This window comes from Yersinia sp. 2540 StPb PI, assembly GCF_052217165.1.
Classification (GTDB): domain Bacteria; phylum Pseudomonadota; class Gammaproteobacteria; order Enterobacterales; family Enterobacteriaceae; genus Yersinia; species Yersinia enterocolitica_E.
Map to the genome: position 1 here is coordinate 1,400,784 of NZ_JAZGQC010000001.1, position 24,359 is coordinate 1,425,142.

Genomic DNA, 24,359 nt, shown 5'->3' on the forward strand with positions numbered 1-24,359 from the left:
TTTTAAACAAACCGTCTGGTAGTGAAATCTTAGCGGTATTTACCGGCTTTGCGAGCTTGCGCCAAGTGGGTGGGCTAAATACGGTTACAATAATTATAAGAGCATCAGGAGGGCATGCTATGGACTATGAATTCTTGCGTGATTTAACAGGGCAAGTGCTGGTCAGATTCTCCATGGGACATGAAGTGATCGGCCATTGGCTCAATGAAGAGATTAAGGGCGACCTGGCAAAACTCGATCAAATTGAAGCCGCCGCTATGGAAGTGAAAGGCAGTGAGCGCCAATGGCAGTTGACCGGCCATGAATATACCTTGTGGCTGGATGGGGAAGAAGTGATGGTGCGTGCCAATCAACTGGATCTCGACGGCGATGAGATGGAAGAGGGCATGAATTACTATGATGAAGAAAGCCTCTGTCTGTGCGGATTAGAGGACTTTCTGCTGGTATTGAAAGGCTATCGTAACTTCATTACTTCTAAATAAAATATTTACTCAAAGAACTTGGCGTTGCTGCCTACCTGCGGCTTCAAGTTCGAAGGGGATTGCGGCTGGCAGACCAGCACAGCAGAGAACCTACCACCACCATCGCCACTCCGGGCCAGAAAGCGGCTGAGGGCAGGGTATTGAGCCACAAGCTGGCAATCAATATCGATAGCAGTGGTGTGAAGTAGGACAGAGCAGCCACTAATGTGGCATTGCCCTTTTTCATGGCAATATCCCAACACAGATAGGCCAGCGCAGTGTTGGCTCCCATAAGTAACAGTTCAAACGTTGCCCGTGTGGTGAAATGCAACTTGCCGGGGGTCAGCATAAAGAACATGACCCACAAACACAGGGCGCAGGCGAGTAAAAACAGCGGCAACGCCCCTGGCCCACGGCTGTACAAACGGACCAGATTGGAATAAGCCGCCCAGGTAAACGCCGCGATGAGAGCCAGGCTGTAGGCCAGAGGGTTACTGCTAACATTGGTGCTCAATACATTGATATCTAGCCCGTTTCCACCGCTGACTACCCAGATTACACCGAATAGAGCAAGTGCAACTCCCAGCCATAACCACCAACGGGCGCGCAGCTTAAGTAATGGAACTGCTAACAGCAAGGTTAAACTCGGCCACAGGTAATTGATCAGGCCAATTTCCAGTGTCTGCTGACGGTCATTAGCCATACCAATAGCCAAAGCGAACGCCACCATATACACCACAAATAGCAAACCACAACCGTACAGATAAGCTGGATGCTGTCCACGCAACGTGGGTTTACCCGCCACCAACCACACCAAAACTCCACTCACGCTGTAAATTGCCGCTCCGGCCCCAAATGGACCCAAGGTTTCAGATAGTCCGCGCGTCAAAGCGACACTCATGCTCCAAAGTAGGATTGCAATAATGCCATACAGGGTGGGGAGGCGGTTCATTCGCGGGGTCATTCCTTGAGTTGGAGGTATTAACCGGGCAAAAAGAGTTATGCCCGATTAATTGGTTTCTTGTCTGACTTATTACTGATTAATAACATATAAATACAGTGGTATTACCGGCAACGTATCACATTTCTGGCAAATTACGCCCGTAGTAAATTTCCTGCATCTCTTTATATAACAGGCGAGTAATACGTTCTCTTTCTGCGGCACTCAGCTCTTCCGGCTTGGCGTTAAACAGATAATGCTTCAAATCGAAGTCTTTCAACATCATCTTGGTATGAAAGATGTTTTCTTGATAAACATTCACATCCATCATGTGATACAGCGACTTCATATCGTCAGACATGAAATTCTGAATCGAGTTGATCTTATGATCGATAAAATGCTTTATCCCATTGATATCACGGGTAAAACCCCGTACGCGATAATCCATCGTAACAATGTCGGACTCCAACTGATGGATAAGGTAATTCAGGGCTTTCAGCGGTGAAATCACTCCACAGGTAGAGACTTCGATATCTGCGCGGAAAGTGCATAACCCCGCTTCAGGGTGGCTTTCTGGGTAGGTATGAACGCAGATATGGCTCTTGTCCAAATGGGCAACCACTGCATTTGGCAGCGGGCCGGGGTGCTCAGAGGTATCAACATCGCGCGGATCGACCGGTTCTTCGCTGACCAGAATGGTAACACTCGCCCCCTGAGGGTCGTAATCCTGACGTGCGACATTCAATATATTTGCGCCAATGATCGAGCAGGTTTCGCTCAAGATCTCGGTCAGGCGGTTGGCGTTGTACTGTTCGTCAATGTAGGCGATATAGCCATCGCGGTCGTCTGCGGTCTCGGCATAACAAATATCGTAAATACAAAAACTCAGGCTTTTGGTCAGGTTGTTGAAGCCGTGTAGTTTAAGCTTGGACAATTTAGTTCACCTCCTTATTTGGCTGTTAAGGCATCCAGCAGATACTGCGGCAAGGCAAAGCTGCCGACATGAATGGCTGGGTTATAGTAGCGGCAGTTTAGGCCTGCTTTAGCAAAACGCTGTTGTAGCGTGGCAAGATCCAGCTGACGCAGCGAGGGGTTTTGAGTCGCCCACGCGAAGGTCATAATACCGCCATAATAGGTCGGAATTGCGGCCTGATAAAAACTGACATCACTGAAATAGTGGCTAAGCTTATTGTGGCTGCCGACGGCTTCATCCTGTTGTAGGAAGCATACGCCGTTTTGTGCCACAAAAATGCCGCCTTGGTTCAGGCTACGGGCACATCCCTGGTAGAAAACTGAGGTAAACAGGCTTTCTCCTGGGCCGATGGGATCGGTACAGTCGGAGATGATGACATCGAATTTTTCAGTGGTCTGGTTAACGAAGTTAACACCATCATCAATAACTAATGTGAAACGAGGATCGTCATAGGCACCCGCACTGTGATTCGGCAGATATTGGCGGCAGAACTCCACGACACCGGTGTCAATTTCCACCATGGTAATCTGTTCGATATTTTTATGGCGGCTGACTTCACGCAGCATGGCACCATCACCACCACCGATGATAAGTACCTTCTTCACCTGACCGTGGGCCAGTAAAGGCACATGAGTCATCATTTCGTGATAGATAAACTCATCGCGCTCGGTCGTCTGAACCACGCCATCCAGTGCCATGACACGGCCCAGCACGGGATTTTCAAAAATCACCAGATCCTGATGCTCGGTTTTCTCGTGGTACAGCACATTTTCTACTGAAAAATACTGACCGAAGTTGGCATGCAATGTTTCATACCATAGTTCTTTCTGTGACATGTTCGGGGCTTCTCCTTCGCAGTAACAGCCATGAAAAATGGGGGCAATATCATAGCCAACTCTGGATGAGGTTGCACGGTGGAATTTCAGACTGAAAGGGTAAAGGCGGGATTGTTAGTTCGCGTAAGCCAATAAACTCAACGAGTCACGGGCCAGAGACTTGCATTTGGTAGGAACTGGAATAGCAATACCACGCAGGTCGCGATAACTCTCTTCGCCCAACGCTTTCATATTAAAGCTATTATAGTTACGCAGGTCCCAGCGATTTTGCTGAGCAAAATAGACGATAGCCCGTTTGATTTCGTTATTGGGTAATTCGTTATAACCACAATCATTTTTCAGATAGACAAATACCGCAGTCAGATCCGCAAGATCTTCTGCTTCGGATTCACTTAATGCAGAACTGGCAGATGAAAATCCGCACAGAGTAAGCAGCAGCATAACTAACGTTGTTCTTTTCATAGCGGAAACAGGCTTGTTCATTGTTAACAGACGTTATCACACTGTGATGGTTCAGAGTAAATTTTATTATACCCTTCGTACTTGAAGCCGCAGGGGTGTTAGCGATGCAGGTGACTCTCCCGCACCCTGGACCTTGCCAGGCGAGGTTAGTGCAAGCAGATTTATCACCAGAATCACTTACCTGATTTGGATTGACTCACCAAGTGATTGATTACATCTTGACCTTCCTGTAAGGGGAGGGTTTAAGCTCACAAACTGCTGTTTTTGTGTCTTGCAGGCACTCACTCATTATCAAGATGGAGACGACCATGCATCGCCGTGATTTTATTAAGTTAACGGCAGCTCTTGGAGCCGCCACTTCACTGCCGTTATGGAGCCGCGCGGCCTTGGCCGCAGATTTATCACCACTGCCTATTCCGCCTCTGCTCCAGCCCGATGCCAATAGCAAAATTAATTTGAATATCCAGACCGGTACTGTGGCCTGGCTACCCTCCGTAGCAACGCAGACCTGGGGTTATAATGGCAATCTACTGGGGCCTGCCATCCGTTTGCAACGAGGCAAACCGGTCACTATTGATATCACTAATTCCCTACCAGAAGCGACCACGGTGCACTGGCACGGACTGGAAATCCCCGGCGAAGTGGACGGTGGTCCACAGGCACTGATTCAACCCGGCACAACCCGGCAGGTTGTTTTTAGTGTCGATCAACCGGCGGCTACCTGCTGGTTCCATCCCCACACTCATGGGAAGACTGGCCAGCAAGTGGCCATGGGCTTAGGCGGATTGGTCCTGATCGATGACAGTGAGAGCGAGAAACTTCCTCTGCCAAAGCTGTGGGGTGTAGACGATATTCCGGTTATTTTGCAGGATAAATTACTGGGTAAAGATGGGCAGATTGATTATCAGTTAGATGTGATGACGGCGGCTGTTGGTTGGTTTGGCGATCGGATGTTTACCAATGGAGCACATTATCCGCAGCAAATCACCCCACGCGGTTGGGTGCGACTAAGGCTGCTCAATGGCTGTAATGCCCGCTCCCTTAATTTGGCACTCAGCGATGGCCGCCCGATGTATGTGATTGCCAGCGACGGTGGCTTACTGGCCGAACCGGTAGCCGTGCGTGAGTTGCCAATACTGATGGGTGAACGTTTTGAGGTGCTGGTAGATACTGCTGATGGTAAGCCGCTTGATCTGGTTACTTTGCCAGTGAAACAGATGGGTATGACCCTGGCCCCGTTCGATAAGCCATTACCGGTATTGCGCATTCAGCCATCACTGGCCGCGGGTAGCAAGGTGCTCCCGGATTCGCTGGTTGTGGTGCCGGCATTAGCCGATGCCACTGGCTTGCAAGAGCGCTGGTTCCAACTGATGATGGATCCGAAATTGGATATGTTAGGGATGCAAGCGCTGATGAGCCGTTATGGTATGCAAGCAATGGCTGGCATGAACATGGGTAACGGTGCCATGAATGGCATGGATCACAGCAATATGGCCGGTATGGAGAGTGGCGCGATGAAAGGCGCGGCGGCTTTTGATTTCAGCCATGCCAATATGATTAACGGCAAACCGTTCTCGATGATTGAACCGGCGTTTGACGCGAAGCTCGGGAAATTCGAGAAGTGGACCGTTTCTGGTGAAGGCGACATGATGTTACATCCCTTCCATGTCCACGGGACACAGTTCCGTATTTTGACAGAAAACGGCAAACCACCGGCAGAGCATCGCCGTGGCTGGAAAGATATTGTACGAGTGGAAGGTGCGCGCAGTGAGATATTAGTGCGTTTTAGTCACCTCGCACCAGCCAGTATGCCTTATATGGCCCACTGCCATCTGTTGGAACATGAAGATACTGGCATGATGTTGGGCTTTACCGTCAGCGCTTAGGGGGTATCAACAGGTTATGTGTGCGGCGGGTGAGTCCGTCGCAACATCGCTTAGGCTATGGTAAACTCAGCGGCTTTCTTGTGGCAAGTAACGTAAAAAAGCGACGTAAATACTTATGAAACACACTGTAGAAGTCATGATTTCCGAGCAGGAAGTCAAAGCCCGAATTGCCGAATTAGGCCACCAAATCTCCGAACACTACCGCGATAGCGGCAGTGAAATGGTGCTGGTCGGGTTGCTCCGTGGCTCATTTATGTTTATGGCTGACTTATGCCGTGCCATTGATGTTTCCCATGAAGTCGATTTTATGACGGCCTCCAGCTACGGCAATGGCATGAGTACCACGCGAGATGTGAAAATCCTGAAAGATTTGGATGAAGATATCCGTGGTAAGGATGTGCTGATTGTTGAAGATATAATCGACTCCGGTAATACATTAAGTAAAGTGCGTGAAATTCTGCAATTGCGTGGGCCGAAATCACTGGCTATCTGCACGTTGCTGGATAAACCAGAGCGTCGCGAAGTTCAGGTGCCGGTTGAGTGGGTCGGCTTCGCCATTCCTGATGAATTCGTGGTGGGTTACGGTATCGATTATGCCCAGCGCTACAGGCATTTGCCATATGTAGGCAAAGTCGTGATGTTTGACGAGTGATCAGGAGCGGCTACTGCGCGTCGCCATTTTGAGATTCCGCAGTACTAAGAATCCTCACGTAGCCATGATTTATAAAGTCATGGTGTACGCTCCGGTTCTTGCGTACTGGGCGCACTCAAACTGATTTAGCTCGCTACGCCTTATTTGCCGATGGTCACGGCACGTCAATATTTTGAGTTCGAGTGTCTTTAGCAGCATTTAGGGATGGGATAGGGTGTGTTTTAACACCCTCCCGTAGCACTTATTAGTTTTGTCTGTTTGGTTGCAGTATTTTTGCCATTGCTTCGCGGTACTTTATTTCCAGTTCGCTTAGGCTGGTGGCCGAGACTTTCAAATCAGTCAGTTTGCCATCGTCAATACCATAGACCCAGCCGTGAATCATGGCTTTCTGCCCGCGCTTCCAGGCGGAACGGACAATGGTCGAATGACCCAAGTTATACACTTGTTCTACGACATTGATTTTACATAACATATTGCTGCGCTCTTCAGCTGGCAATTCACCCAGCAGTGAGCTGTGTTTAAACCAAAGATCCCGGATGTGCAGTAACCAGTTATCGATAAGCCCTAATTCAAGGTCTTTTTGCATAGCGGCTTCAACACCGCCACAGCCCAGGTGGCCACAGATAATGATATGCTCGACCTGCAAAACATCGATGGCGTATTGCACCACGGACAAGCAATTGAGATCCGTATGGATAACCAGATTGGCTACATTGCGGTGAACGAATAATTCACCCGCTTTCAGGCCGGTCAACTGTTCCGCGGGGACGCGGCTATCTGAACAGCCTATCCACAGAAAGCGAGGTTTCTGGGCTTGTGCCAGGTGTTCAAAAAAATCGGGGTCATCTTTACTGATTGAATTTGACCAGATGTCATTGTTCGCGAGAAGCTTCTCTATTTCTTTCATTAATGTAAATAGCCTGTAATGAACGGATTGCGATAGGATAATATACGGCAACGATAACGATTTTGAAATCGGAACAGTGACCCTGTTGATCGCGCAATTTTCGTCTGCGTAACATCTTCTCGGTATCGACCCATGATCCCTTCTGCTCCCCGTAACTTGCCCTGACAGGCGAGCTAAGTCAGGCATGGGTATGCTGTTATCGCTGAGAAACTCATAGAATAAGGTTCTTTTTTACTTATGACATATGCACTGGAAATAACGCAACTAACCAAAACCTATGCAGGTGGCGTTCAGGCACTACGTGGCATTGATCTGCGCGTAGAGGCAGGTGATTTTTATGCCCTGCTTGGGCCGAATGGTGCGGGTAAATCGACCACCATTGGCATTATCAGTTCATTAGTGAACAAAACGTCCGGTAAGGTACAAGTTTTTGGTTACGATATTGATAATGATATCGTGAATGCCAAACGCCAACTTGGGTTAGTACCACAGGAGTTTAACTTCAACCCATTCGAGACGGTGTTGCAGATTGTGATTACCCAAGCGGGGTATTACGGCGTCACGCGGCGTGACGCGTTACAACGTGCCGAGAAATACCTCACTCAGTTGGATTTGTGGAGCAAACGCAATGAGCGCGCTATCCGGCTGTCGGGCGGGATGAAGCGCCGTTTGATGATTGCGCGTGCGCTGATGCATGAGCCGAAGTTGCTAATCCTTGATGAACCTACCGCTGGGGTGGATATCGAGTTACGCCGCTCGATGTGGGGGTTCCTGAAAGAGCTGAATGCGCAGGGGACTACCATCATTCTGACTACCCACTATCTGGAAGAAGCAGAAATGCTGTGCCGTAACATTGGTATTATCCAGAATGGTGAACTGGTGGAAAATACCACCATGAAGCAGTTGCTTGGCAAACTTGAGTCAGAAACCTTTATTTTTGATTTGGGTATTAAAAGCCCGCTACCTAAGCTGGAAGGTTATGGTTATCGTCTGACGGACACCTCAACGCTGGAGGTTGATGTTAAGCGTGAGCAAGGTCTGAATGGTTTATTCAGTCAATTGAACGCTCAGGGAATTCAGGTACAAAGTATGCGCAACAAGGCTAACCGTCTGGAAGAGCTATTTGTCACCTTGGTTAATGGTAACGGGGGAGAGAAAGCATGACCCGCCTATATTGGGTAGCATTACAGAGTATTTGGATCAAAGAAATTACGCGTTTTGCTCGTATCTGGATTCAAACACTGGTACCACCGGTGATTACTATGTCGCTCTATTTCGTTATTTTCGGCAACCTGATTGGTGCCCGAATTGGTGATATGGGCGGTTTTAATTATATGCAATTTATCGTTCCCGGCTTGATTATGATGGCGGTTATCACCAACTCATATGCCAACGTCGCTGCATCGTTCTTTGGTGCTAAATTCCAGCGCAGTATTGAAGAGTTGCTGGTAGCTCCGGTACCCACACATATTGTGATTATCGGTTATGTCGGTGGTGGGGTCGCCCGTGGGATCTGTGTCGGTATTCTGGTAACGATTATCTCACTGTTCTTCGTACCGTTGCATGTCCACTCTTGGTCAATGATTGCACTGACATTGATGCTGACGGCCATTCTGTTTTCCCTCGGTGGGTTACTGAATGCGGTATTTGCCAAAACGTTCGATGATATCAGCCTGGTGCCTACTTTTGTGCTGACCCCCTTGACGTATCTGGGCGGGGTATTTTACTCGCTATCATTACTGCCCCCTTTTTGGCAGGTGGTATCGAAACTAAATCCCATTGTGTACATGATAAGTGGGTTCCGTTATGGCTTCCTTGGGATTTCTGATGTGCCATTGGTATTGACCATTGGTGTTTTGGTGGTATTCATCGCGGTGTTTTATGCGTGGGCTTGGTATTTGATAGAGCGTGGTCGTGGGCTACGCACCTAATACCCTTCGGCCTTGACGTTACAGCGGTGTTGGCTACGTTCACTTACCCGAATCACTTACTGATGTAAGCTCATCGGGATGCGCTGACTTACCGCCTTGCTGTAACGCCAATGACTTTGGCTATTAGCAGAGATTGATCGTGAATTATTAGTTAGTTAATTGTTGTTAATACTGGAATTTAAACGTAATAAATAATGTCCCCATCTAATATCGTCTTTCTCAACTTCTGGCGTCTCGTGCTATGCTGGCGCACCAGATTTTCCCCTTTTCAATTCAGCGCCAAATGCGCATAAGTAGAACGATAATGTGGCATAAAAACAGAATAGCTATTGGGATGCTACTCGGTCTTGTCATGTCGGTAATGATACCGGCAACCCATGCAGATCTCTTACCTGATGAAGCAACACTTACGCCTAAATATATGGTTGCACAGCGTGATAGCGAAATATATTCACTGGTTGGTGAGAAGGTCATTCCTGTCGGTGAGATTAAAGAAGATCAACTTATTCAGGTTTTACCCGCCGCGGCAGAATACTATGAATTTAAATTTGGTAATGGCATCGGTTTTATTGATAAGGACGATTTAGAAGATATCAACAAAGCACGAAAAACCAACGATATCTTGGGTGATCTGAATAAACCCCTACCCAATCAAAATATATTGATCAAGCGCGAAACTCCTGTCTATCTGGCGGCGGATGTGCGCAGTGAGCAGTTTGCTACGCTGGTAGATAACTTGCGTTACCCTATCGTGGGTAAATTGAAAGACCGGTTAGGGAATACCTGGTATCAGGTCAATATTGGTGATCGCTTAGGCTATGTCAGTAGTGTCGATGCTGAAATCGATAACGGCATCCCGATCCTGACCTATCACCATATGTTGAAGAATGAGGAGAATAAACGTTTCCTCAATACATCAACCACCACCTCTGATGCGGCATTCAGTAACCAGATGACCTATCTCAAGCAGACAGGTTACGACACGATTTCGCTCTATCAGCTTGAAGGTTATCTCAATAACAAGATTAATCTGCCCGCAAAAGTTGTAGTACTGACCTTTGACGATGGTCTTAAATCGGTCCACCGCTACGCATATCCTATATTGAAAGAAAATGGCTTCCGGGCTACGGCATTTATTATTTCATCACGAATTAAGCGCCATCCACAAAAATGGAACCCTGATTCATTACAGTTTATGAGTATCTCTGAATTGAAAGAGATTCAGGATGTATTTGATGTTCAGTCTCATACTCATTTCTTACATCGGACTGATAATAAACGTAACCCTATCTTATTGAGCCGTTCTTATCACAATATTGTTTTTGATTTTGAACACTCACGACGAGCGTTATCTCAATTTAATCCGCACGTGATCTTTCTGTCATATCCCTTTGGTGGTTTTAACCAAACCGCAATCGATGCGGCGAAAAATGCGGGTTTCCATTTGGCGGTGACCACCCTACAAGGCAAGGTAAAACCGGGTGATAATCCGTATACCCTTAAGCGGCTATATATTTTGCGTACTGATTCAATACCGACCATGGCTGAACGTATTGCCAATGAACCGGGTCAGATACCCGTACCTGCCGCACCGACAGTGATGGAATCAGATTAGCTGTTTGATAGTGTGAGTTTATGATGTGAAAAAGGCGCTGTATTTAAGCGCCTTTTTTATGGTGCAACTGCACGTGTAAAGGGCAATTAAGCGACTTGAACCGGCACTGCTTTGGCCTTGCGTTGCAGTTGATTCTGACCTTCAAAATACGCCACTTTAGGGTGGTGCAATCGGGCATCAGCATCAGACATCTGTACGTAGGAACAGATGATCAGCTTATCACCGACACAAGCACAACGCGCCGCGGCACCATTCACCGAGATAATCCGTGAACCGCGTTCGGCGGCGATAGCATAAGTGGAAAAACGCTGACCATTATCAACGTTATAAATATCAATGGCTTCGTATTCCAGAATGCCTGCGGCTTCCAGGAAATCCTGATCGATAGCGCAGGAACCTTCATAGTGCAAATCAGCTTGAGTGACTTTGACCCGATGCAGTTTGCCTTGCAACATAGTGCGTATCATAACTCTTACCTTTGACCCCGGTTATTACCCAGAATAAGTCTGGCATCCTATCCCATCATCGATTGATTTAGGGAGAAGCATCCAGTTTTGCTGATTTTATACCGCTTGTCTATGACTCAGCGATTGAGTGATAAAAACAGGGGCTTAAAACGGGTCTACGGCTGGCTGAACAGGGTTATGTGATCAAACCCCCGATCCCATACTCTCTCGGTTGCTTGTGCAGGCGTTGGTCGCAAAGATAGGGATGCTTTGGTGCCATCAGAGGTGGAGATTGAGTATTTATTGGTGTTAATGTTAATTATTATATTTAATATAAATGCGCCATTATTATCAGTAATAATGAAATGTTGCTCTTGCTCATTCGGGCTATCAGGATGAGAAAATCTATCTTCATATCCTGGTGCTGCTAACTGTTTTAATTGATTAAACGCTTTTGCTATGTTGTCGCGAATTTCCTCCGGGTTCATTGCATCGGTATTATTCACAGGATGGCACAGTTGATAGAGACAATCCAATGCTTCAGCATGATGGGTACAACAGAAAAAGTCCTTTATTATCTCCCATAGACTCATCGATGGTGGTGTTGTGTTTTTCGCTATATTTGCGATGACTGAGTGACTAATCTCAGTAGAAAACAGAGGGTTTCCAACCCTAATTTCCATCTTCAATCCCCTTTTATTTATTCGATGTATTACATACCAAAGACAGAGAAAATGCTTTCGGGTTAACACCTTGTTTAGTGAAGAATAAGAGGAGCAGGGAAAGGGGATGTGCGGTGAAAACCGGGCTAGGCCGCTATTCACCGCAGTCCGGGGTTAACTACGTAAATCAACCTGTTGGTTATCAATCAGGCGTGCTTTACCCAGCCAGGCGGCCAGCAGGATAACGGCTTGTTTACTGTCGACGGTCAATGGTTGCAAGGTGTGGGCATCGCGGATAAACAGTTCATCCGGGGTAAAACCGGCATGACGTAATTGCTCTGCGGTGTCAGCCAGCAAATCATCAATCTGCCTTTCACCCAAGATCAGTTTCTCGGCCAGAGCTTGCATTATCTTATTGAGCTGCGGGGCGATTTTTCGCTCTTCAGCCGTCAGATAGCCATTGCGGGAACTCAGTGCCAGACCATCTTTCGCCCGCACAATCGGCACCCCGATAATATTGATGTCATAGCCCATATCCGCCACCATTTTACGGATCAGTGCCAGTTGCTGATAATCTTTTTCACCAAAACAGGCAACATCTGGTTGCACCAGATTGAACAGTTTGCTGACGATAGTGGATACACCACGGAAATGACCAGGGCGACTGGCACCTTCTAAAATAGTAGACAGGGCAGGGACGTCGACATAGGTCTGGCTTTCCAGACCGGCTGGATAGACATCGACTGCCGCAGGGGCGAATACCAGATCCACACCGTGACGGGTCAACTTCTCGCAATCTTCCTGCAAAGTGCGTGGGTAGCGAGCTAAATCATCCGGGCGTTCAAATTGCAGCGGATTGACAAAAATACTCACGACCACCACATCGGCACGGGTTTTGGCATCTTCCACTAATGTCATATGCCCTTCATGCAGGTTACCCATGGTTGGTACCAGTGCAACTCGCTTTCCTTCCTGACGCCAACGGCGAATTTGCTGGCGCAATAGCGGCAGGGTTTCAATAATCAGCATTCTTTTCTCCGATACCGGTCATCTTTCAAATTGCAGGTGGTGGTTACTCGACCCATTCATGGGCCTCGCCTCTGCTTGCCGCCTTCCTGCATCTTGAAATCTATTGGGTATAAATAGGATGTAATAGCAGCGTATTATCAGCAAAATTTACTGGAATGTATGTTCTTCCGCCGGATATAGGCCACTTTCAACTTCCTGAATATACAGCTTAATGGCGGCGCGAATATCACCGGCACTTTGTGCTAGGAAATTCTTACTGAATTTAGGGGTATGACCGCCAGTAATGCCCAGCGCATCGTGCATAACCAGTATCTGCCCGTCAGTGACATTACCAGCACCAATACCAATCACCGGAATAGCCAGCTCTTCGCTAACCCGTTTTGCCAGTTCTACTGGCACGCATTCCAGTACCAATAATTGCGCCCCCGCGAGTTCAAGTGCCAGTGCATCTTTCAGTAGCTGATTCGCTGCTACTTCTTCGCGGCCTTGTACTTTGTAGCCACCGAAGATATTAACTGACTGCGGGGTTAATCCCAGATGTCCGCATACCGGAACGGCACGTTCAGCGAGCATGCGCACGGTATCACATAACCAGCTACCGCCTTCCAGTTTGACCATATTGGCCCCGGCGCGCATCAACTCTGCGGCATTAGTAAATGTTTGCTCTGGTGTGGCATAACTCATGAAGGGCATATCGGCCAATAATAGGCAATGAGGCGCACCTCGGCGCACCGCACGGGTGTGATAAGCCACATCCGCGGTGGTGACTGGCAGAGTCGAGTCGAAGCCTTGTAACGTCATACCGAGCGAATCACCCACCAGCAGTACCTCAATACCTTGCTCGACAAACAACTGGGCAAAACTGGCATCATAGGCTGTCAGTGTGGCGAACTTACGCTTTTCTTGTTTCCATTGACGCAAGTGGCTCATGGTGGTGGCTTTCATCACTCTTTTCTCCTGAGACAAGGGGTTAAGATGGAGGGGATATCAGATAGGGATGCTATATGTTGAATTTGGCAAGTATGAGTTACCAAGGCACCAGACCGTTTTTATCCACCCATTTAAGACGTTCTGATAATGCTTCGCCATCGGGGAAAATCAGATCAGGTGCGATATCAGCCAGCGGATAGAGCATAAACTCGCGCTCTTTCAAACCATAGTGCGGCACAGTCAGGCGATCGGTTGTTATCACCTGTGAGCCATACAGCATGATATCCAGGTCCAGCGTTCGTGGCCCCCAACGTTGTTCTTTCCTTACCCGGCCCTGATTGCGTTCAATAGCTTGAGTGTGGTCCAGCAGTTGCTCGGGTGGTAGTGAGGTATCTAACGCTACCACGGCATTAAGAAAATCTGGCTGATCTTGTGGGCCTAACGGTTTGGTGCGATAAAATGGCGAACATGCAACTAACCGGGTGCGTGGTAGATGCTCCAACGCTTCCAGGGCGGTTTTAACCTGTTGCAGTGGCATGGCCTGATTGCTGCCTAACGCGATATAGACCCGGATCATGATGCGAATTATGCCCCTTCTTTACGTGGTGCTGGCTTACGTGGGCGGCGGGGACGAGAGCGTCGTGGTGCCGGATCAGCCCCTAACGTATTCAGCATGGTTTTCTGCTGTAGCGGCGTGGCTTCCTGGAACTCCCCCCACCATTGTGTCAAACGCTGCAACTCATGGTTATTTTCCACTTCAGCCCGCAGCGCTAACAGATCATAAGCAGCACGGAATTTCGGATGTTCCATCAACTTGTGCGCACGTTTACCCTGACGGCGAGACAGGCGCAGTTGCAGCAGCCAGATATCCCGTACCAGTGAGGTAATACGTTTTGGAACGGCCAACGAACGGCACTCTTCATCCAGCACATCATTCATTGCCAGCGCAAAGGCATCGTAATACGCCAAACCGCTTTCCTGCGTCAGTTTTTGCGCATGTTCAATCAACGGATACCAAAGCATAGCCGCAAATAAGAACGCTGGGTTGACGCGTTGATCATTATGCAAACGATGGTCAGTATTTTTTAGTACCTGAACCAGAATGCGCTCCATCGGAGAGTCATGCTGCTCAGTGAAATTACGTGCAATCAATGGGAATAATGGTTGGAACAACTGATATTCACACAGTTTTAAATAGGTTTTATAACCATAACCCGATTGCAACAGTTTGAGTGATTCTTCAAACAGGCGCGCTGGCGGGATCTCGTGCAGTAATGAGGCCAGACGTGGGATCGGCTCAGCGGTTTCCGGGCTGATCGTCATATCCAATTTGGCGGCAAAACGCACTGCACGCAGCATGCGCACGGGATCTTCACGGTAACGAGTTTCAGGATCACCAATCAGCCGGATAATGCCCTCTTTCAGATCACGCAAGCCACCGGTGTAATCACGCAGGGCAAAATCAGAAATACCGTAGTAGAGGCTGTTAATGGTGAAATCACGGCGCTGAGCATCATCTTCGATGGTGCCAAAAATATTGTCACGCAGCAGCATGCCATTTTGCGCTTGCTGGGAAGAGTTCTTGTCGCTATCTTCCGCCGGTTGTTGCTCATGGTGGCCACGGAAAGTGGCAACTTCAATGATCTCAGGGCCAAACATGACATGGGCCAGGCGAAAACGGCGGCCAACCAGACGACAGTTACGGAATAATTTCCGCACTTGTTCTGGTGTCGCGCTGGTGGTGATATCAAAATCTTTCGGTTTTTTGCCCAGTAACAGGTCGCGGACGCCGCCGCCAACCAGATAGGCTTCATAGCCTGATTTATTCAGGCGATAGAGAACCTTCAGCGCATTATCGCTGATCTCTCTACGGGAAATATTGTGCTGATCTCGCGGAATAATCGTCATCGCACTCTGTTGTGAAGCAGGCACCGCATGATTCTTGCGGCCAGTATTTGTTCTGGCAGGCCTTTTCTCTTTGCGGGCCACGTTATCTTCACCGGGCACTTTATCTTTACGGGCACTACCATCACGGACAGCTTTGTTATCGCGTTCTGATTTATCATCGCGAATCAGTACCTTACGGCAGAAATTGGCTACTCGGGTAAAAATGGTACACCTCGATAGTGGCTAATAAATAACAGAACTACAGAAAAACAGCGGCTAATCATAGCTCACCGTGCTTACTTTGAGAATGCCGTTGTGTTTTCAGTGACTGCTATTGCCCCGTGAAGCGGAATTGCTGCCAACGTCCAATTTTCGACTGCAAAACGTAATAATAACGGTAAATCAAGATCTTGCCAGCATTCTGGCAGCGGTTGATGTAAAAACTTCAATGCATCAACCAAAATCGGGCGCGGATCGCCATCCGGTAGCGGTGTTGCATGGTTTTGCTTGGATAACTTATTACCGTCATGATTCAGTGCCAATGGCAAGTGCAAATAGCTCGGAGCGGGCTGCTGTAACTGTTGGTAGAGGGCTATTTGGCGCACGGTAGGTTCAATCAAATCAGCCCCACGCACAATTTCTGTCACGCCTTGAAAAGCATCATCAACCACCACAGCTAAATTATAAGCAAATAAGCCATCTCTGCGGCGGATAATAAAATCCTCTTGTGCCAGCGCAGATTCAACATGCAACTCACTCAGTAATTTATCATAAAAGGCATAAATCGGCTGTGTCTGTCGCAAACGAATGGCGGCACTATCAGCAGGTAAATGGCGGTCACGGCAATAACCGTCGTAGAATCCCCCTAGCTGTTGAATGCGGCTGCGTGTACACGTGCAGTAATAACTCAGGCCCTGCTGTTTCAACCAGTCTAATGTGGCGCGATAGGCTTCATGACGCTGGGACTGATAGATAACCTGACTGTCCCAATGGAGGCCATAGTGATCTAATGCCGCCAGGATACGGGAAGCAGCTCCGGGAATTTCTCGGGGGGGGTCAATATCTTCAATGCGAACTAGCCAGTTCCCGCGTTGAGCACGGGCTTGCAGGTAACTCCCGAGTGCGGCAATCAGTGAACCAAAATGTAAATCACCAGACGGGGATGGGGCAAAACGGCCCACGTACTTATGTTGCTGAACATAGTGTTGCTGAACATAATGTTGCAGCACACTGGGCTGTTGAGTACTGATATCTTCGGACATAAAAAGGGAAGGGAATTCCGCTTAATAGATACGGTGCCGGAGGTGACTCTGGCACCGTGTTATACCCTTCATATTTGGAGTTGTAGGGTTGTTAGCTACGCCTCTCGCCCGAATTACTTGTTTGTTAGCGCATCGGGATTCGTTCGCTTGCTGCCTATCTACAACGCCAATTTCATTGGGTATGCAGTTAGCCTGCCATCTGCTTTTCGCGGATTTCGGCCAGGGTTTTACAGTCAATGCACAAATCTGCAGTTGGCCGTGCTTCCAGACGACGGATACCAATTTCTACACCACAAGACTCGCAGAAACCGAAATCGTCATCCTCGACTTTTTTCAGCGTTTTTTCGATCTTTTTAATCAGTTTACGCTCGCGGTCGCGGTTACGAAGTTCAAGACTAAACTCTTCTTCCTGCGCAGCGCGGTCTACCGGATCAGGGAAATTAGCGGCTTCGTCTTGCATGTGCGATACAGTACGATCCACTTCATCCCTGAGCTGGTTGCGCCATGCTTCAAGAATCAGCTTGAAATGCGACAGCTGGGCGGCATTCATATACTCTTCGCCTGGCTTCTCTTGGTACGGTTCTACCCCAGCGATGGCGAGAATGCTCAAGGACGAGGTTTTACGTTTTTGCCCTTCTTGCATGATGCTTCTCCTACATTCATACGCACTATCGAAATCCCCAATACGGGGAAAAATCAGGCCGCTATAAATACCAGAAGGAAGGTAGGTTAGCAATTATTCCTGTCGCCTGCTTGACAATGGTGTGAAGGAAGGCGTATTTGGCGAACAACTTTCTCCAATAATCGCTTCTTTATTCAGCGCTTGTTGGTGAGAGCGTTTCGGCCAGTAATAACGGTAAGCGGGCGTCCAGCGCAATACCGTCAGGCGATAGTTGAAAACCGTAGCAAATAACCTCCACTCCTGCTTGCTGAGCCTGGGCCAGCAATTCTGCATAGCGATTGTCAATGTGTCGGGCCGCAGCGACTTGCCTGATGCCCGTATGCAATACGGCAAAAAAAAGTACCGCCCGGTGACCGTCGGCAACCATGCTTTGTAACTCCCTGAGATGCTTCTGACCCCGTAGGGTGACGGCATCCGGGAAATACCCACACTGTTGCTGTAATAAGGTAACCGACTTGACTTCAATATAGCAGTTAGACCTATTTTCTGCCTGCAATAACAAGTCTATACGGCTGTTCTCGTCTCCATATTTAATCTCTCTTTTGACAGAAGTGTAACCAGATAATTCAACAATATGGTTTTTATCTATAGCAGAGCTAACTAACTCATTGGCCCGTAAGGTATTTACGCAAATCCAATCACCACTTTGGGTGTGCGTTAACTCCCAACTGTGGGGATACTTACGTTTCGGGTTATCTGAGGTCGAATACCAAACTGTATCTCCGGGCGTCGCGCAACCCGTCATTGCCCCGGTATTAGCGCAATGAATAGTTAATGATTCTCCAGCGGGTGTCACAATATCAGCTAAAAAGCGTTTATACCGCAGGATAAGTGTGGCGGGCTGTAACCGTGGGTTAAAAGATAACAATTGAGGGTTAGACGTCATCAAATTTCCTTTCGCCGCCAGCCAGCGGCCAGCTTTGTATCAGGGTATAGCGGGTGCGACCGCGCACCAATACTGACTCATACAGTGAGAAGTGGTCTACGCACAAGCGTTGATTATTGGTTTTGGCCGGTATAACTACCGGGCGGGTAGCGCCACGCAACAAGGTCACATGGGGGTGGAATGGCAGTGATGTTTGGGCGCAACCACTGCGCGCAGCCTGAGATCGCAGCAACTGCGCCAACTGCAACAGGCCCCGGGGCGGATTTTTACAGCCAAGCCATATCACGCCCGAACCAGGCCAATGGCCGACATCATCTAAGGTTACGCTGAAGCCAGCCTGGCTGATACGCCCGGCTTGCTGCTGCAATACCTGTGCTTTAGCGGCACTTATATCGCCAAGAAATGCCAGTGTCAGGTGCATATTAGCGGCCTCGATAGGGCGACCGGCCTCTGGTGGGAAGCTCGCCGCCCGCCATTGCACAATATCCTGCTGCATGGTTTCAGGCAGTGTCAGGGCAAAGAACATGCGACGGAGACTTGTTTTAGTTTTATCAACGGTATCTATCATCTGGTTGGCATAATCACTCGGCTAAATACGCTCTACGACCATGATGTTACAATGACTGACGATGAAAGTAGAGCATGGAGACAAATGTGGTGGTGAACCAGAAAGAGCGTGATGCGACAGTGACTGCTTTACCGGTAAGTGAAGTGCTCAGCGAGATACTCTCTGCGTTGCAAACCTCATCGCAAGTCTTACTCCATGCCCCGACCGGCGCGGGAAAATCGACCTGGTTACCGCTGCAAATCCTGCAATACAGTGGGTTGCCGGGGCGGATTATCATGCTGGAACCACGGCGGCTGGCGGCGAAAAATGTGGCTTACCGCCTGGCGCAACAACTGGGGGAACAACCCGGCCAGACGGTAGGCTATCGGATGCGCGCTGAAAGCAAAAGCGGGCCAGATACGCGTTTGGAAGTGGTAACCGAAGGCATTTTGACGCGCATGCTCCAGCAGGATGCTGAGCTAACGGGCGTCTCGCTGGTGATCCTCGATGAATTCCATGAACGTAGTTTGCAAGCTGATTTAGCGCTGGCGCTATTGCTGGATGTACAGCAGGGGCTGCGCGATGACCTGAAACTGTTAATCATGTCCGCGACTCTGGACAATCAGCGTCTTTCCTCGCTACTTCCTTGCGCGCCAGCCATTGTCTCGGCAGGGCGCAGCTTTCCCGTCGATCGCTGCTATCAGCCGCTATCAAGCCATGAGCGGATTGAAGATGGGGTTGCCAGTCGGGTTAAGCGTTTATTAAATGAGCAAACCGGTTCTTTATTGCTATTTTTACCCGGTGTCGGTGAAATCCATCGCGTGATGGAGCGCTTGCACGGTGCAGTAGCCAACGACACAGATCTTTGCCCGCTGTATGGTGCGCTGCCGCTCAGTGAACAGCAGAAAGCGATTCAACCGGCTCTCGCCGGACGGCGCAAAGTGGTGCTGGCGACTAATATTGCCGAAACCAGTTTGACCATTGAAGGCATCCGGCTGGTGGTGGACAGTGGCTTGGAACGGGTAGCGTGTTTTGATGTTAAAAATGGCCTGACCCGATTAGTCACCCAGCGTATCAGTCAGGCCTCAATGATTCAGCGTGCCGGGCGTGCCGGGCGGCTGGAGCCGGGTATCTGCTGGCATTTGTTTGCTAAAGAGCAAGCCGAGCGAGCAGCGGAATACAGTGAGCCGGAAATCCTCAACAGCGATCTATGCAGCTTATGGTTGGAACTGCTGAATTGGGGCTGTCAGGATGTGGCACAACTGAGCTGGCTGGATCAACCGCCGCAGGCGGCACTCACTGTCGCGCGCGAGTTATTGATGCGACTCGGGGCCATCGACACCCATGGCCACCTTAGTGCTACGGGGCGCAGTATGGCGAGTTTAGGTTGTGAACCGCGTTTGGCGGCCATGTTGTGCTTTGCCGCAGAGCAAAGCCCCGATGCGTTGGCAACGGCGGCATTGCTGGCCGCCATTTTGGAAGAGCCACCCCGTTCTGGTCAGATTGATTTACACGATTGGCTTAGTCGGCCGCAACCTCACTGGCAGCGCCGGGCACGGCAATTGACGCAAAGAGTCAACCGCCGTTCAGGCAACGTGGACAGTAATCTCGCCGGCCAATTACTGGCACTGGCTTACCCTGATCGCATCGCGCAGCAGAGAGGGCTGGATGGTCGCTACCTGTTGGCTAACGGTATGGGGGCTGCAATGGCTCAGGATGAGGCGCTGTCACGTACCCCCTGGCTGGTGGCCGCCAACTTATTACAAAGCAACAGCGGGCCGGATGCGCGTATTTTGCTGGCATTGCCGATTGATGTTGAACAACTAGTAAAACAATTACCCCGGTTAGTCGACGAGCGGACGGTGGTGGAATGGGATGAAGAAAAGGGTACGCTGCGGGCCTGGCGACGCTGGCAAATCGGGCGTTTGACCTTACGGGCGCAACCGTTAGCCAAGCCGAGCGATGAGGCATTGCAATCGGCATTACTTAACTGGATACGCGAGCAAGGGTTGCAGGTACTCAATTGGGATGAGCATGCCGAGCAGTTACGCATTCGATTACAATGTGCTGCCCGCTGGCTACCTGAGGAGCCTTGGCCTGCGATGGATGATGACAGTTTGCTGAGCAAACTTGAGCTGTGGTTACAGCCGTCGCTGTCCGGCGTGCGGGCTTTCCGCGGATTGCGGCAAGTGAATATTAGCGAGGCATTAACCCGCTTGTTGAGCTGGCAGTTACGTCAACGGCTGGATACTGAGCTGCCAACTCATTACACTGTGCCCACGGGGAGCCGCCTGCCAATCCGTTATTATGTCGAGCGGCCACCGGTACTGGCGGTGCGTTTGCAGGAGGTCTTTGGCGAACAACACAGCCCGATGCTGGCCTGCGGGCGGGTGGCGGTGGTGTTAGAACTGCTCTCCCCGGCACATCGGCCATTACAGATTACGGGTGATCTAGCCGCTTTCTGGCAAGGCGCATATCGGGAGGTACAAAAAGAGATGAAAGGGCGTTATCCCAAACATGTCTGGCCAGATGATCCCGCGAACACCCGCCCGACTCGCCGGACTAAAAACTACCAAGATAAATAAGATCACATGGCCAACAGCCAATAATTTCAGATGTTTCCCCTTTCTATCCGACAAATTGGGGAATATATGATACCCAAAGTAATTCGAGTTGCAGGAAGGCGGCAAGCGAGTGAGTCCCGATGAGCTTACATAAGTAAGTGATTCGGGTGATTGAACGCAGCCAACGCGCATGCAGCTTGAAGTATGACGGGTATAAGCCGCAATAATCGCCAATGCGCGTGGAGAGAAATACATGTCTGGGGATGACCGCGAGCCAATAGGGCGCAAGGGCAAGAAAGCCCTACCCAAAGCCACATCGAAACGGCCACTGCGCCGGCGGCGTGATGAAGATGAGTTCGAAGAAGAAGACTATTTAGATGACGAAGAGCACGACGATGATGACTACGATGACGAGGAAGAGCCGATGCCAAGAAAGGTAGCATCACGTCCGCCCCGTAAAAAACGCCGCTGGCTCGGCTTATTTATCAAACTGTTTTTAGTCGGTGCCGTGGTGCTGGCTATTTATGGGGTTTACCTCGATTCGCAAATTCGCAGCCGCATCGATGGCAAAGTTTGGCAACTGCCAGCCGCTGTGTATGGCCGCATGGTTAACCTTGAACCGGGGATGTCCTACAGCAAAAAAGAGATGGTCGATTTGCTGGAAGGCATGCAATACCGGCAGGTTACCCGTATGACCCGTCCAGGTGAATTCACGGTTCAGGGCGATAGTATTGATATCTTGCGCCGCCCATTTGATTTCCCTGATGCGAAAGAGGGCCAGATCCGCGCGCGTTTGGTGTTTAAAAACGATCGTCTGGCCCAGATCCAAAATCTGGATAATCAGCGTGATTTCGGTTTCCTGCGCCTTGATCCTAAGTTGATTACCATGCTGCAATCACCTAACGGTGAACAGCGTCTGTTTGTGCCGCGTGCCGGTTTCCCTGATTTGTTAGTCGATACTTTGCTGGCAACCGAAGACCGCCATTTCTATGAGCACGATGGCATCAGCCCGTACTCCATTGGCCGCGCAGTAGTCGCTAACCTGACTGCCGGTAAAGCGGTGCAGGGCGGCAGTACCCTGACGCAGCAATTGGTGAAAAACCTGTTCCTGACCAACGAGCGTTCACTGTGGCGCAAACTTAACGAAGCCTATATGGCTCTGTTGGTGGATTACCGTTACAGCAAAGATCGGATTCTGGAACTGTATCTGAACGAAGTGTATCTCGGTCAAAGTGGTAGTGATCAGATTCGTGGTTTCCCGCTGGCAAGCCTGTATTACTTTGGTCGCCCGGTAAATGAACTGAGCCTTGATCAGCAAGCGATGCTGGTGGGTATGGTGAAGGGGGCGTCGCTGTATAACCCATGGCGTAACCCAACGCTGGCACTTGAACGTCGCAATCTGGTGTTGCGCCTGTTACAGAATCAAGGTGTGATTGACGCAGAGCTTTACACCATGCTTAGTGCCCGCCCGCTGGGGGTACAGCCAAAAGGCGGTGTTATTACTCCCCAGCCAGCTTTTATGCAGATGGTGCGTCAGGAACTGCAACAGAAACTGGGTGACAAGATTAACGATCTGTCTGGTGTGAAGATCTTCACCACACTGGATCCGGTTTCACAAGATGCAGCAGAAAAAGCCATTGAAGACGGCATTCCGGCGCTGAAAGCCGCTCGTCATTTGGATGATCTGGAAGCGGCGATGGTGATTGTTGACCGCTTCAGTGGTGAAGTTCGTGCCATGGTGGGCGGCGCACAGCCGCAGTATGCAGGCTTTAACCGTGCAATGCAGGCTCGTCGTTTAGTCGGTTCTCTTGCCAAACCACCCACTTATCTGACGGCATTGAGTGAGCCAGATAAATACCGCCTTAACACTTGGTTATCTGATCAACCGTTGTCGATCAAATTACCAAACGGTTCATCATGGCAACCAAAAAACTATGATCGCCAGTTCCGTGGTCAGGTGATGTTGCTTGATGGGCTGGCTAACTCGCTGAACGTGCCGACGGTGAATCTGGGAATGTCGGTTGGGTTGGATCAAATCAGTGCGATGTTGCAGCGATTAGGGATCCCGAAAGCTGCTATTACTCCAGTTCCGGCCATGTTACTGGGGGCGATTGACCTGACTCCGGTTGAAGTAGCACAGGAGTATCAGACTATCGCCAGTGGCGGTAACCGTGCACCGTTATCGGCGGTGCGTTCGGTTATTGCCGAAGATGGCACCGTGCTGTATCAGAGCTTCCCACAGGCGGAACGCATGGTACCTGCTCAGGCGGCCTATTTGACACTTTATGCGATGCAACAAGGGGTGGCCCGTGGTACCTCTCGTTCGCTGTCAGTGAAATTCTCCAAATACACACTGGCGGCCAAAACCGGTACTACCAACGACCTGCGTGATAGCTGGTTTGCCGGTATTGATGGTAAGGAAGTGGCGATTGCCTGGGTTGGTCGTGACAATAACGGCCCGGCAAAACTGACCGGAGCCAATGGCGCGCTAACCTTGTATCGCCGCTATCTGGAGAACCAGACTCCACTGCCGTTGGTGTTGCAACCACCGGAAGGGATTAGCGAGATGAGCATTGATTCGGCGGGTAACTTTGTCTGTGGTGAGACTGGTGGTATGCGCACCATTCCTGTCTGGACTGAGAATCCGCAAGGGTTGTGTAAGGCGGCCCAGCCCGCTTCGCAACCACAAGCCGAAGGCGACGGTGTTGCCGGTTGGATAAAAGATATGTTCGGCCAGTAACAGTTAACCCACTGGCACGGTTATCGCGACCGTGCCAGTCTATTCATGCCCCACAGCTCCA

23 protein-coding genes are annotated in these 24,359 nt (G+C 49.6%); 8 read left to right on the top strand and 15 right to left on the bottom strand.

What is annotated here, in order from left to right; translation table 11 throughout:
- The first annotated feature begins 119 nt into the window (after window positions 1-119).
- Window positions 120-482 carry a protein YacL gene (gene yacL, locus V1956_RS06210; RefSeq protein WP_083160480.1) on the top strand — a complete coding sequence of 121 codons (363 nt, stop codon included), beginning with the start codon at window positions 120-122 and terminating at the stop codon, window positions 480-482.
- Between the two features lie 43 nt (window positions 483-525).
- Here the strand turns inward: yacL and yddG are convergent, their stop codons facing one another.
- The 4 genes from yddG to V1956_RS06230 form a co-directional block, all read right to left on the bottom strand.
- The gene (yddG, locus tag V1956_RS06215) at window positions 526-1,413 is read right to left on the bottom strand and encodes an aromatic amino acid DMT transporter YddG (protein ID WP_372558024.1); all 888 of its coding nucleotides are present in this window, start codon (window positions 1,411-1,413) and stop codon (window positions 526-528) included.
- Between the two features lie 127 nt (window positions 1,414-1,540).
- Window positions 1,541-2,335, bottom strand: coding sequence for an adenosylmethionine decarboxylase (gene speD, locus V1956_RS06220; protein ID WP_372558025.1), 795 nt, complete (start codon window positions 2,333-2,335; stop codon window positions 1,541-1,543).
- A gap of 14 nt (window positions 2,336-2,349) precedes the next feature.
- Entirely contained in the window at window positions 2,350-3,210 is an 861-nt protein-coding gene (gene speE, locus V1956_RS06225; RefSeq protein ID WP_442824913.1) for a polyamine aminopropyltransferase, read from the bottom strand.
- Between the two features lie 114 nt (window positions 3,211-3,324).
- The gene (locus tag V1956_RS06230) at window positions 3,325-3,672 is read right to left on the bottom strand and encodes a YacC family pilotin-like protein (RefSeq protein WP_016266377.1); all 348 of its coding nucleotides are present in this window, start codon (window positions 3,670-3,672) and stop codon (window positions 3,325-3,327) included.
- Between the two features lie 308 nt (window positions 3,673-3,980).
- On the opposite strand from V1956_RS06230, the gene cueO reads away from it, so the two are divergent.
- Together cueO and hpt are read left to right on the top strand one after the other, a co-directional pair.
- Entirely contained in the window at window positions 3,981-5,558 is a 1,578-nt protein-coding gene (gene cueO, locus V1956_RS06235; protein WP_420074614.1) for a multicopper oxidase CueO, read from the top strand.
- Window positions 5,559-5,673: 115 nt separating this feature from the next.
- A complete protein-coding gene (hpt, locus tag V1956_RS06240; RefSeq protein WP_372558028.1) occupies window positions 5,674-6,210 on the top strand; it encodes a hypoxanthine phosphoribosyltransferase in 537 nt (178 codons plus the stop codon).
- A gap of 244 nt (window positions 6,211-6,454) precedes the next feature.
- Here hpt and can read toward each other — a convergent pair whose 3' ends face one another.
- Entirely contained in the window at window positions 6,455-7,117 is a 663-nt protein-coding gene (can, locus tag V1956_RS06245) for a carbonate dehydratase (protein ID WP_372558029.1), read from the bottom strand.
- A gap of 237 nt (window positions 7,118-7,354) precedes the next feature.
- On the opposite strand from can, the gene V1956_RS06250 reads away from it, so the two are divergent.
- The 3 genes from V1956_RS06250 to V1956_RS06260 all read left to right on the top strand — a co-directional run bounded on the left by V1956_RS06250 (window position 7,355) and on the right by V1956_RS06260 (window position 10,663).
- Entirely contained in the window at window positions 7,355-8,281 is a 927-nt protein-coding gene (locus V1956_RS06250; RefSeq protein ID WP_420074615.1) for an ABC transporter ATP-binding protein, read from the top strand.
- Complete coding sequence (locus tag V1956_RS06255; RefSeq protein WP_372558030.1) at window positions 8,278-9,048, top strand: ABC transporter permease; 771 nt, start codon at window positions 8,278-8,280, stop codon at window positions 9,046-9,048. The genes V1956_RS06250 and V1956_RS06255 overlap by 4 nt, the downstream gene beginning before the upstream one ends.
- A 304-nt stretch (window positions 9,049-9,352) precedes the next feature.
- A complete protein-coding gene (locus tag V1956_RS06260; RefSeq protein WP_372558031.1) occupies window positions 9,353-10,663 on the top strand; it encodes a polysaccharide deacetylase family protein in 1,311 nt (436 codons plus the stop codon).
- An 86-nt stretch (window positions 10,664-10,749) separates the two neighbouring features.
- On the opposite strand, the gene panD is transcribed toward V1956_RS06260, so the two are convergent.
- The 10 genes from panD to thpR form a co-directional block, all read right to left on the bottom strand.
- Complete coding sequence (gene panD / locus V1956_RS06265) at window positions 10,750-11,130, bottom strand: aspartate 1-decarboxylase (protein ID WP_032905470.1); 381 nt, start codon at window positions 11,128-11,130, stop codon at window positions 10,750-10,752.
- 155 nt (window positions 11,131-11,285) lie between these two features.
- Window positions 11,286-11,792, bottom strand: a complete 507-nt coding sequence (locus V1956_RS06270; RefSeq protein ID WP_442824914.1) for a hypothetical protein — start codon at window positions 11,790-11,792, stop codon at window positions 11,286-11,288.
- Between the two features lie 153 nt (window positions 11,793-11,945).
- Entirely contained in the window at window positions 11,946-12,800 is an 855-nt protein-coding gene (gene panC / locus V1956_RS06275; protein ID WP_372558033.1) for a pantoate--beta-alanine ligase, read from the bottom strand.
- A 147-nt stretch (window positions 12,801-12,947) separates the two neighbouring features.
- Entirely contained in the window at window positions 12,948-13,745 is a 798-nt protein-coding gene (panB, locus tag V1956_RS06280; protein ID WP_083160460.1) for a 3-methyl-2-oxobutanoate hydroxymethyltransferase, read from the bottom strand.
- Window positions 13,746-13,827: 82 nt separating this feature from the next.
- Entirely contained in the window at window positions 13,828-14,307 is a 480-nt protein-coding gene (gene folK, locus V1956_RS06285) for a 2-amino-4-hydroxy-6-hydroxymethyldihydropteridine diphosphokinase (protein WP_083160458.1), read from the bottom strand.
- Between the two features lie 8 nt (window positions 14,308-14,315).
- The gene (gene pcnB / locus V1956_RS06290; protein ID WP_372559821.1) at window positions 14,316-15,638 is read right to left on the bottom strand and encodes a polynucleotide adenylyltransferase PcnB; all 1,323 of its coding nucleotides are present in this window, start codon (window positions 15,636-15,638) and stop codon (window positions 14,316-14,318) included.
- 275 nt (window positions 15,639-15,913) lie between these two features.
- On the bottom strand, window positions 15,914-16,879 hold the full coding sequence (gene gluQRS / locus V1956_RS06295) for a tRNA glutamyl-Q(34) synthetase GluQRS (RefSeq protein ID WP_442824915.1): 966 nt from the start codon (window positions 16,877-16,879) through the stop codon (window positions 15,914-15,916).
- Between the two features lie 187 nt (window positions 16,880-17,066).
- Entirely contained in the window at window positions 17,067-17,522 is a 456-nt protein-coding gene (gene dksA, locus V1956_RS06300) for an RNA polymerase-binding protein DksA (RefSeq protein ID WP_002209354.1), read from the bottom strand.
- Window positions 17,523-17,691: 169 nt separating this feature from the next.
- A complete protein-coding gene (sfsA, locus tag V1956_RS06305; protein ID WP_372558036.1) occupies window positions 17,692-18,447 on the bottom strand; it encodes a DNA/RNA nuclease SfsA in 756 nt (251 codons plus the stop codon).
- Complete coding sequence (thpR, locus tag V1956_RS06310) at window positions 18,437-19,015, bottom strand: RNA 2',3'-cyclic phosphodiesterase (RefSeq protein WP_372558037.1); 579 nt, start codon at window positions 19,013-19,015, stop codon at window positions 18,437-18,439. The genes sfsA and thpR overlap by 11 nt, the downstream gene beginning before the upstream one ends.
- A gap of 74 nt (window positions 19,016-19,089) precedes the next feature.
- Here thpR and hrpB point away from each other — a divergent pair, with 74 nt between their 5' ends.
- Together hrpB and mrcB are read left to right on the top strand one after the other, a co-directional pair.
- Entirely contained in the window at window positions 19,090-21,579 is a 2,490-nt protein-coding gene (gene hrpB, locus V1956_RS06315; protein ID WP_420070963.1) for an ATP-dependent helicase HrpB, read from the top strand.
- Between the two features lie 232 nt (window positions 21,580-21,811).
- Window positions 21,812-24,298: a bifunctional glycosyl transferase/transpeptidase gene (gene mrcB / locus V1956_RS06320; protein WP_420074858.1), complete on the top strand. Its 2,487-nt coding sequence runs from the start codon at window positions 21,812-21,814 to the stop codon at window positions 24,296-24,298.
- Window positions 24,299-24,359: the final 61 nt, after the last annotated feature.

Bases quoted from the DNA above. Each gene is read 5' to 3' on its own strand.
- cueO (WP_420074614.1), top strand. From the start codon at position 3,981: ATGCATCGCCGTGATTTTATTAAGTTAACGGCAGCTCTTGGAGCCGCC.
- yacL (WP_083160480.1), top strand. From the start codon at position 120: ATGGACTATGAATTCTTGCGTGATTTAACAGGGCAAGTGCTGGTCAGA.
- mrcB (WP_420074858.1), top strand. From the start codon at position 21,812: ATGTCTGGGGATGACCGCGAGCCAATAGGGCGCAAGGGCAAGAAAGCC.
- can (WP_372558029.1), bottom strand. From the start codon at position 7,117: ATGAAAGAAATAGAGAAGCTTCTCGCGAACAATGACATCTGGTCAAAT.
- V1956_RS06260 (WP_372558031.1), top strand. From the start codon at position 9,353: ATGTGGCATAAAAACAGAATAGCTATTGGGATGCTACTCGGTCTTGTC.
- gluQRS (WP_442824915.1), bottom strand. From the start codon at position 16,879: ATGTCCGAAGATATCAGTACTCAACAGCCCAGTGTGCTGCAACATTAT.
- V1956_RS06230 (WP_016266377.1), bottom strand. From the start codon at position 3,672: ATGAAAAGAACAACGTTAGTTATGCTGCTGCTTACTCTGTGCGGATTT.
- panB (WP_083160460.1), bottom strand. From the start codon at position 13,745: ATGAAAGCCACCACCATGAGCCACTTGCGTCAATGGAAACAAGAAAAG.
- folK (WP_083160458.1), bottom strand. From the start codon at position 14,307: ATGATCCGGGTCTATATCGCGTTAGGCAGCAATCAGGCCATGCCACTG.
- thpR (WP_372558037.1), bottom strand. From the start codon at position 19,015: ATGATAGATACCGTTGATAAAACTAAAACAAGTCTCCGTCGCATGTTC.
- V1956_RS06255 (WP_372558030.1), top strand. From the start codon at position 8,278: ATGACCCGCCTATATTGGGTAGCATTACAGAGTATTTGGATCAAAGAA.
- panD (WP_032905470.1), bottom strand. From the start codon at position 11,130: ATGATACGCACTATGTTGCAAGGCAAACTGCATCGGGTCAAAGTCACT.
- hpt (WP_372558028.1), top strand. From the start codon at position 5,674: ATGAAACACACTGTAGAAGTCATGATTTCCGAGCAGGAAGTCAAAGCC.
- hrpB (WP_420070963.1), top strand. From the start codon at position 19,090: ATGGAGACAAATGTGGTGGTGAACCAGAAAGAGCGTGATGCGACAGTG.
- sfsA (WP_372558036.1), bottom strand. From the start codon at position 18,447: ATGACGTCTAACCCTCAATTGTTATCTTTTAACCCACGGTTACAGCCC.
- panC (WP_372558033.1), bottom strand. From the start codon at position 12,800: ATGCTGATTATTGAAACCCTGCCGCTATTGCGCCAGCAAATTCGCCGT.
- pcnB (WP_372559821.1), bottom strand. From the start codon at position 15,638: ATGACGATTATTCCGCGAGATCAGCACAATATTTCCCGTAGAGAGATC.
- yddG (WP_372558024.1), bottom strand. From the start codon at position 1,413: ATGAACCGCCTCCCCACCCTGTATGGCATTATTGCAATCCTACTTTGG.
- speE (WP_442824913.1), bottom strand. From the start codon at position 3,210: ATGTCACAGAAAGAACTATGGTATGAAACATTGCATGCCAACTTCGGT.
- V1956_RS06270 (WP_442824914.1), bottom strand. From the start codon at position 11,792: ATGGAAATTAGGGTTGGAAACCCTCTGTTTTCTACTGAGATTAGTCAC.
- V1956_RS06250 (WP_420074615.1), top strand. From the start codon at position 7,355: ATGACATATGCACTGGAAATAACGCAACTAACCAAAACCTATGCAGGT.
- dksA (WP_002209354.1), bottom strand. From the start codon at position 17,522: ATGCAAGAAGGGCAAAAACGTAAAACCTCGTCCTTGAGCATTCTCGCC.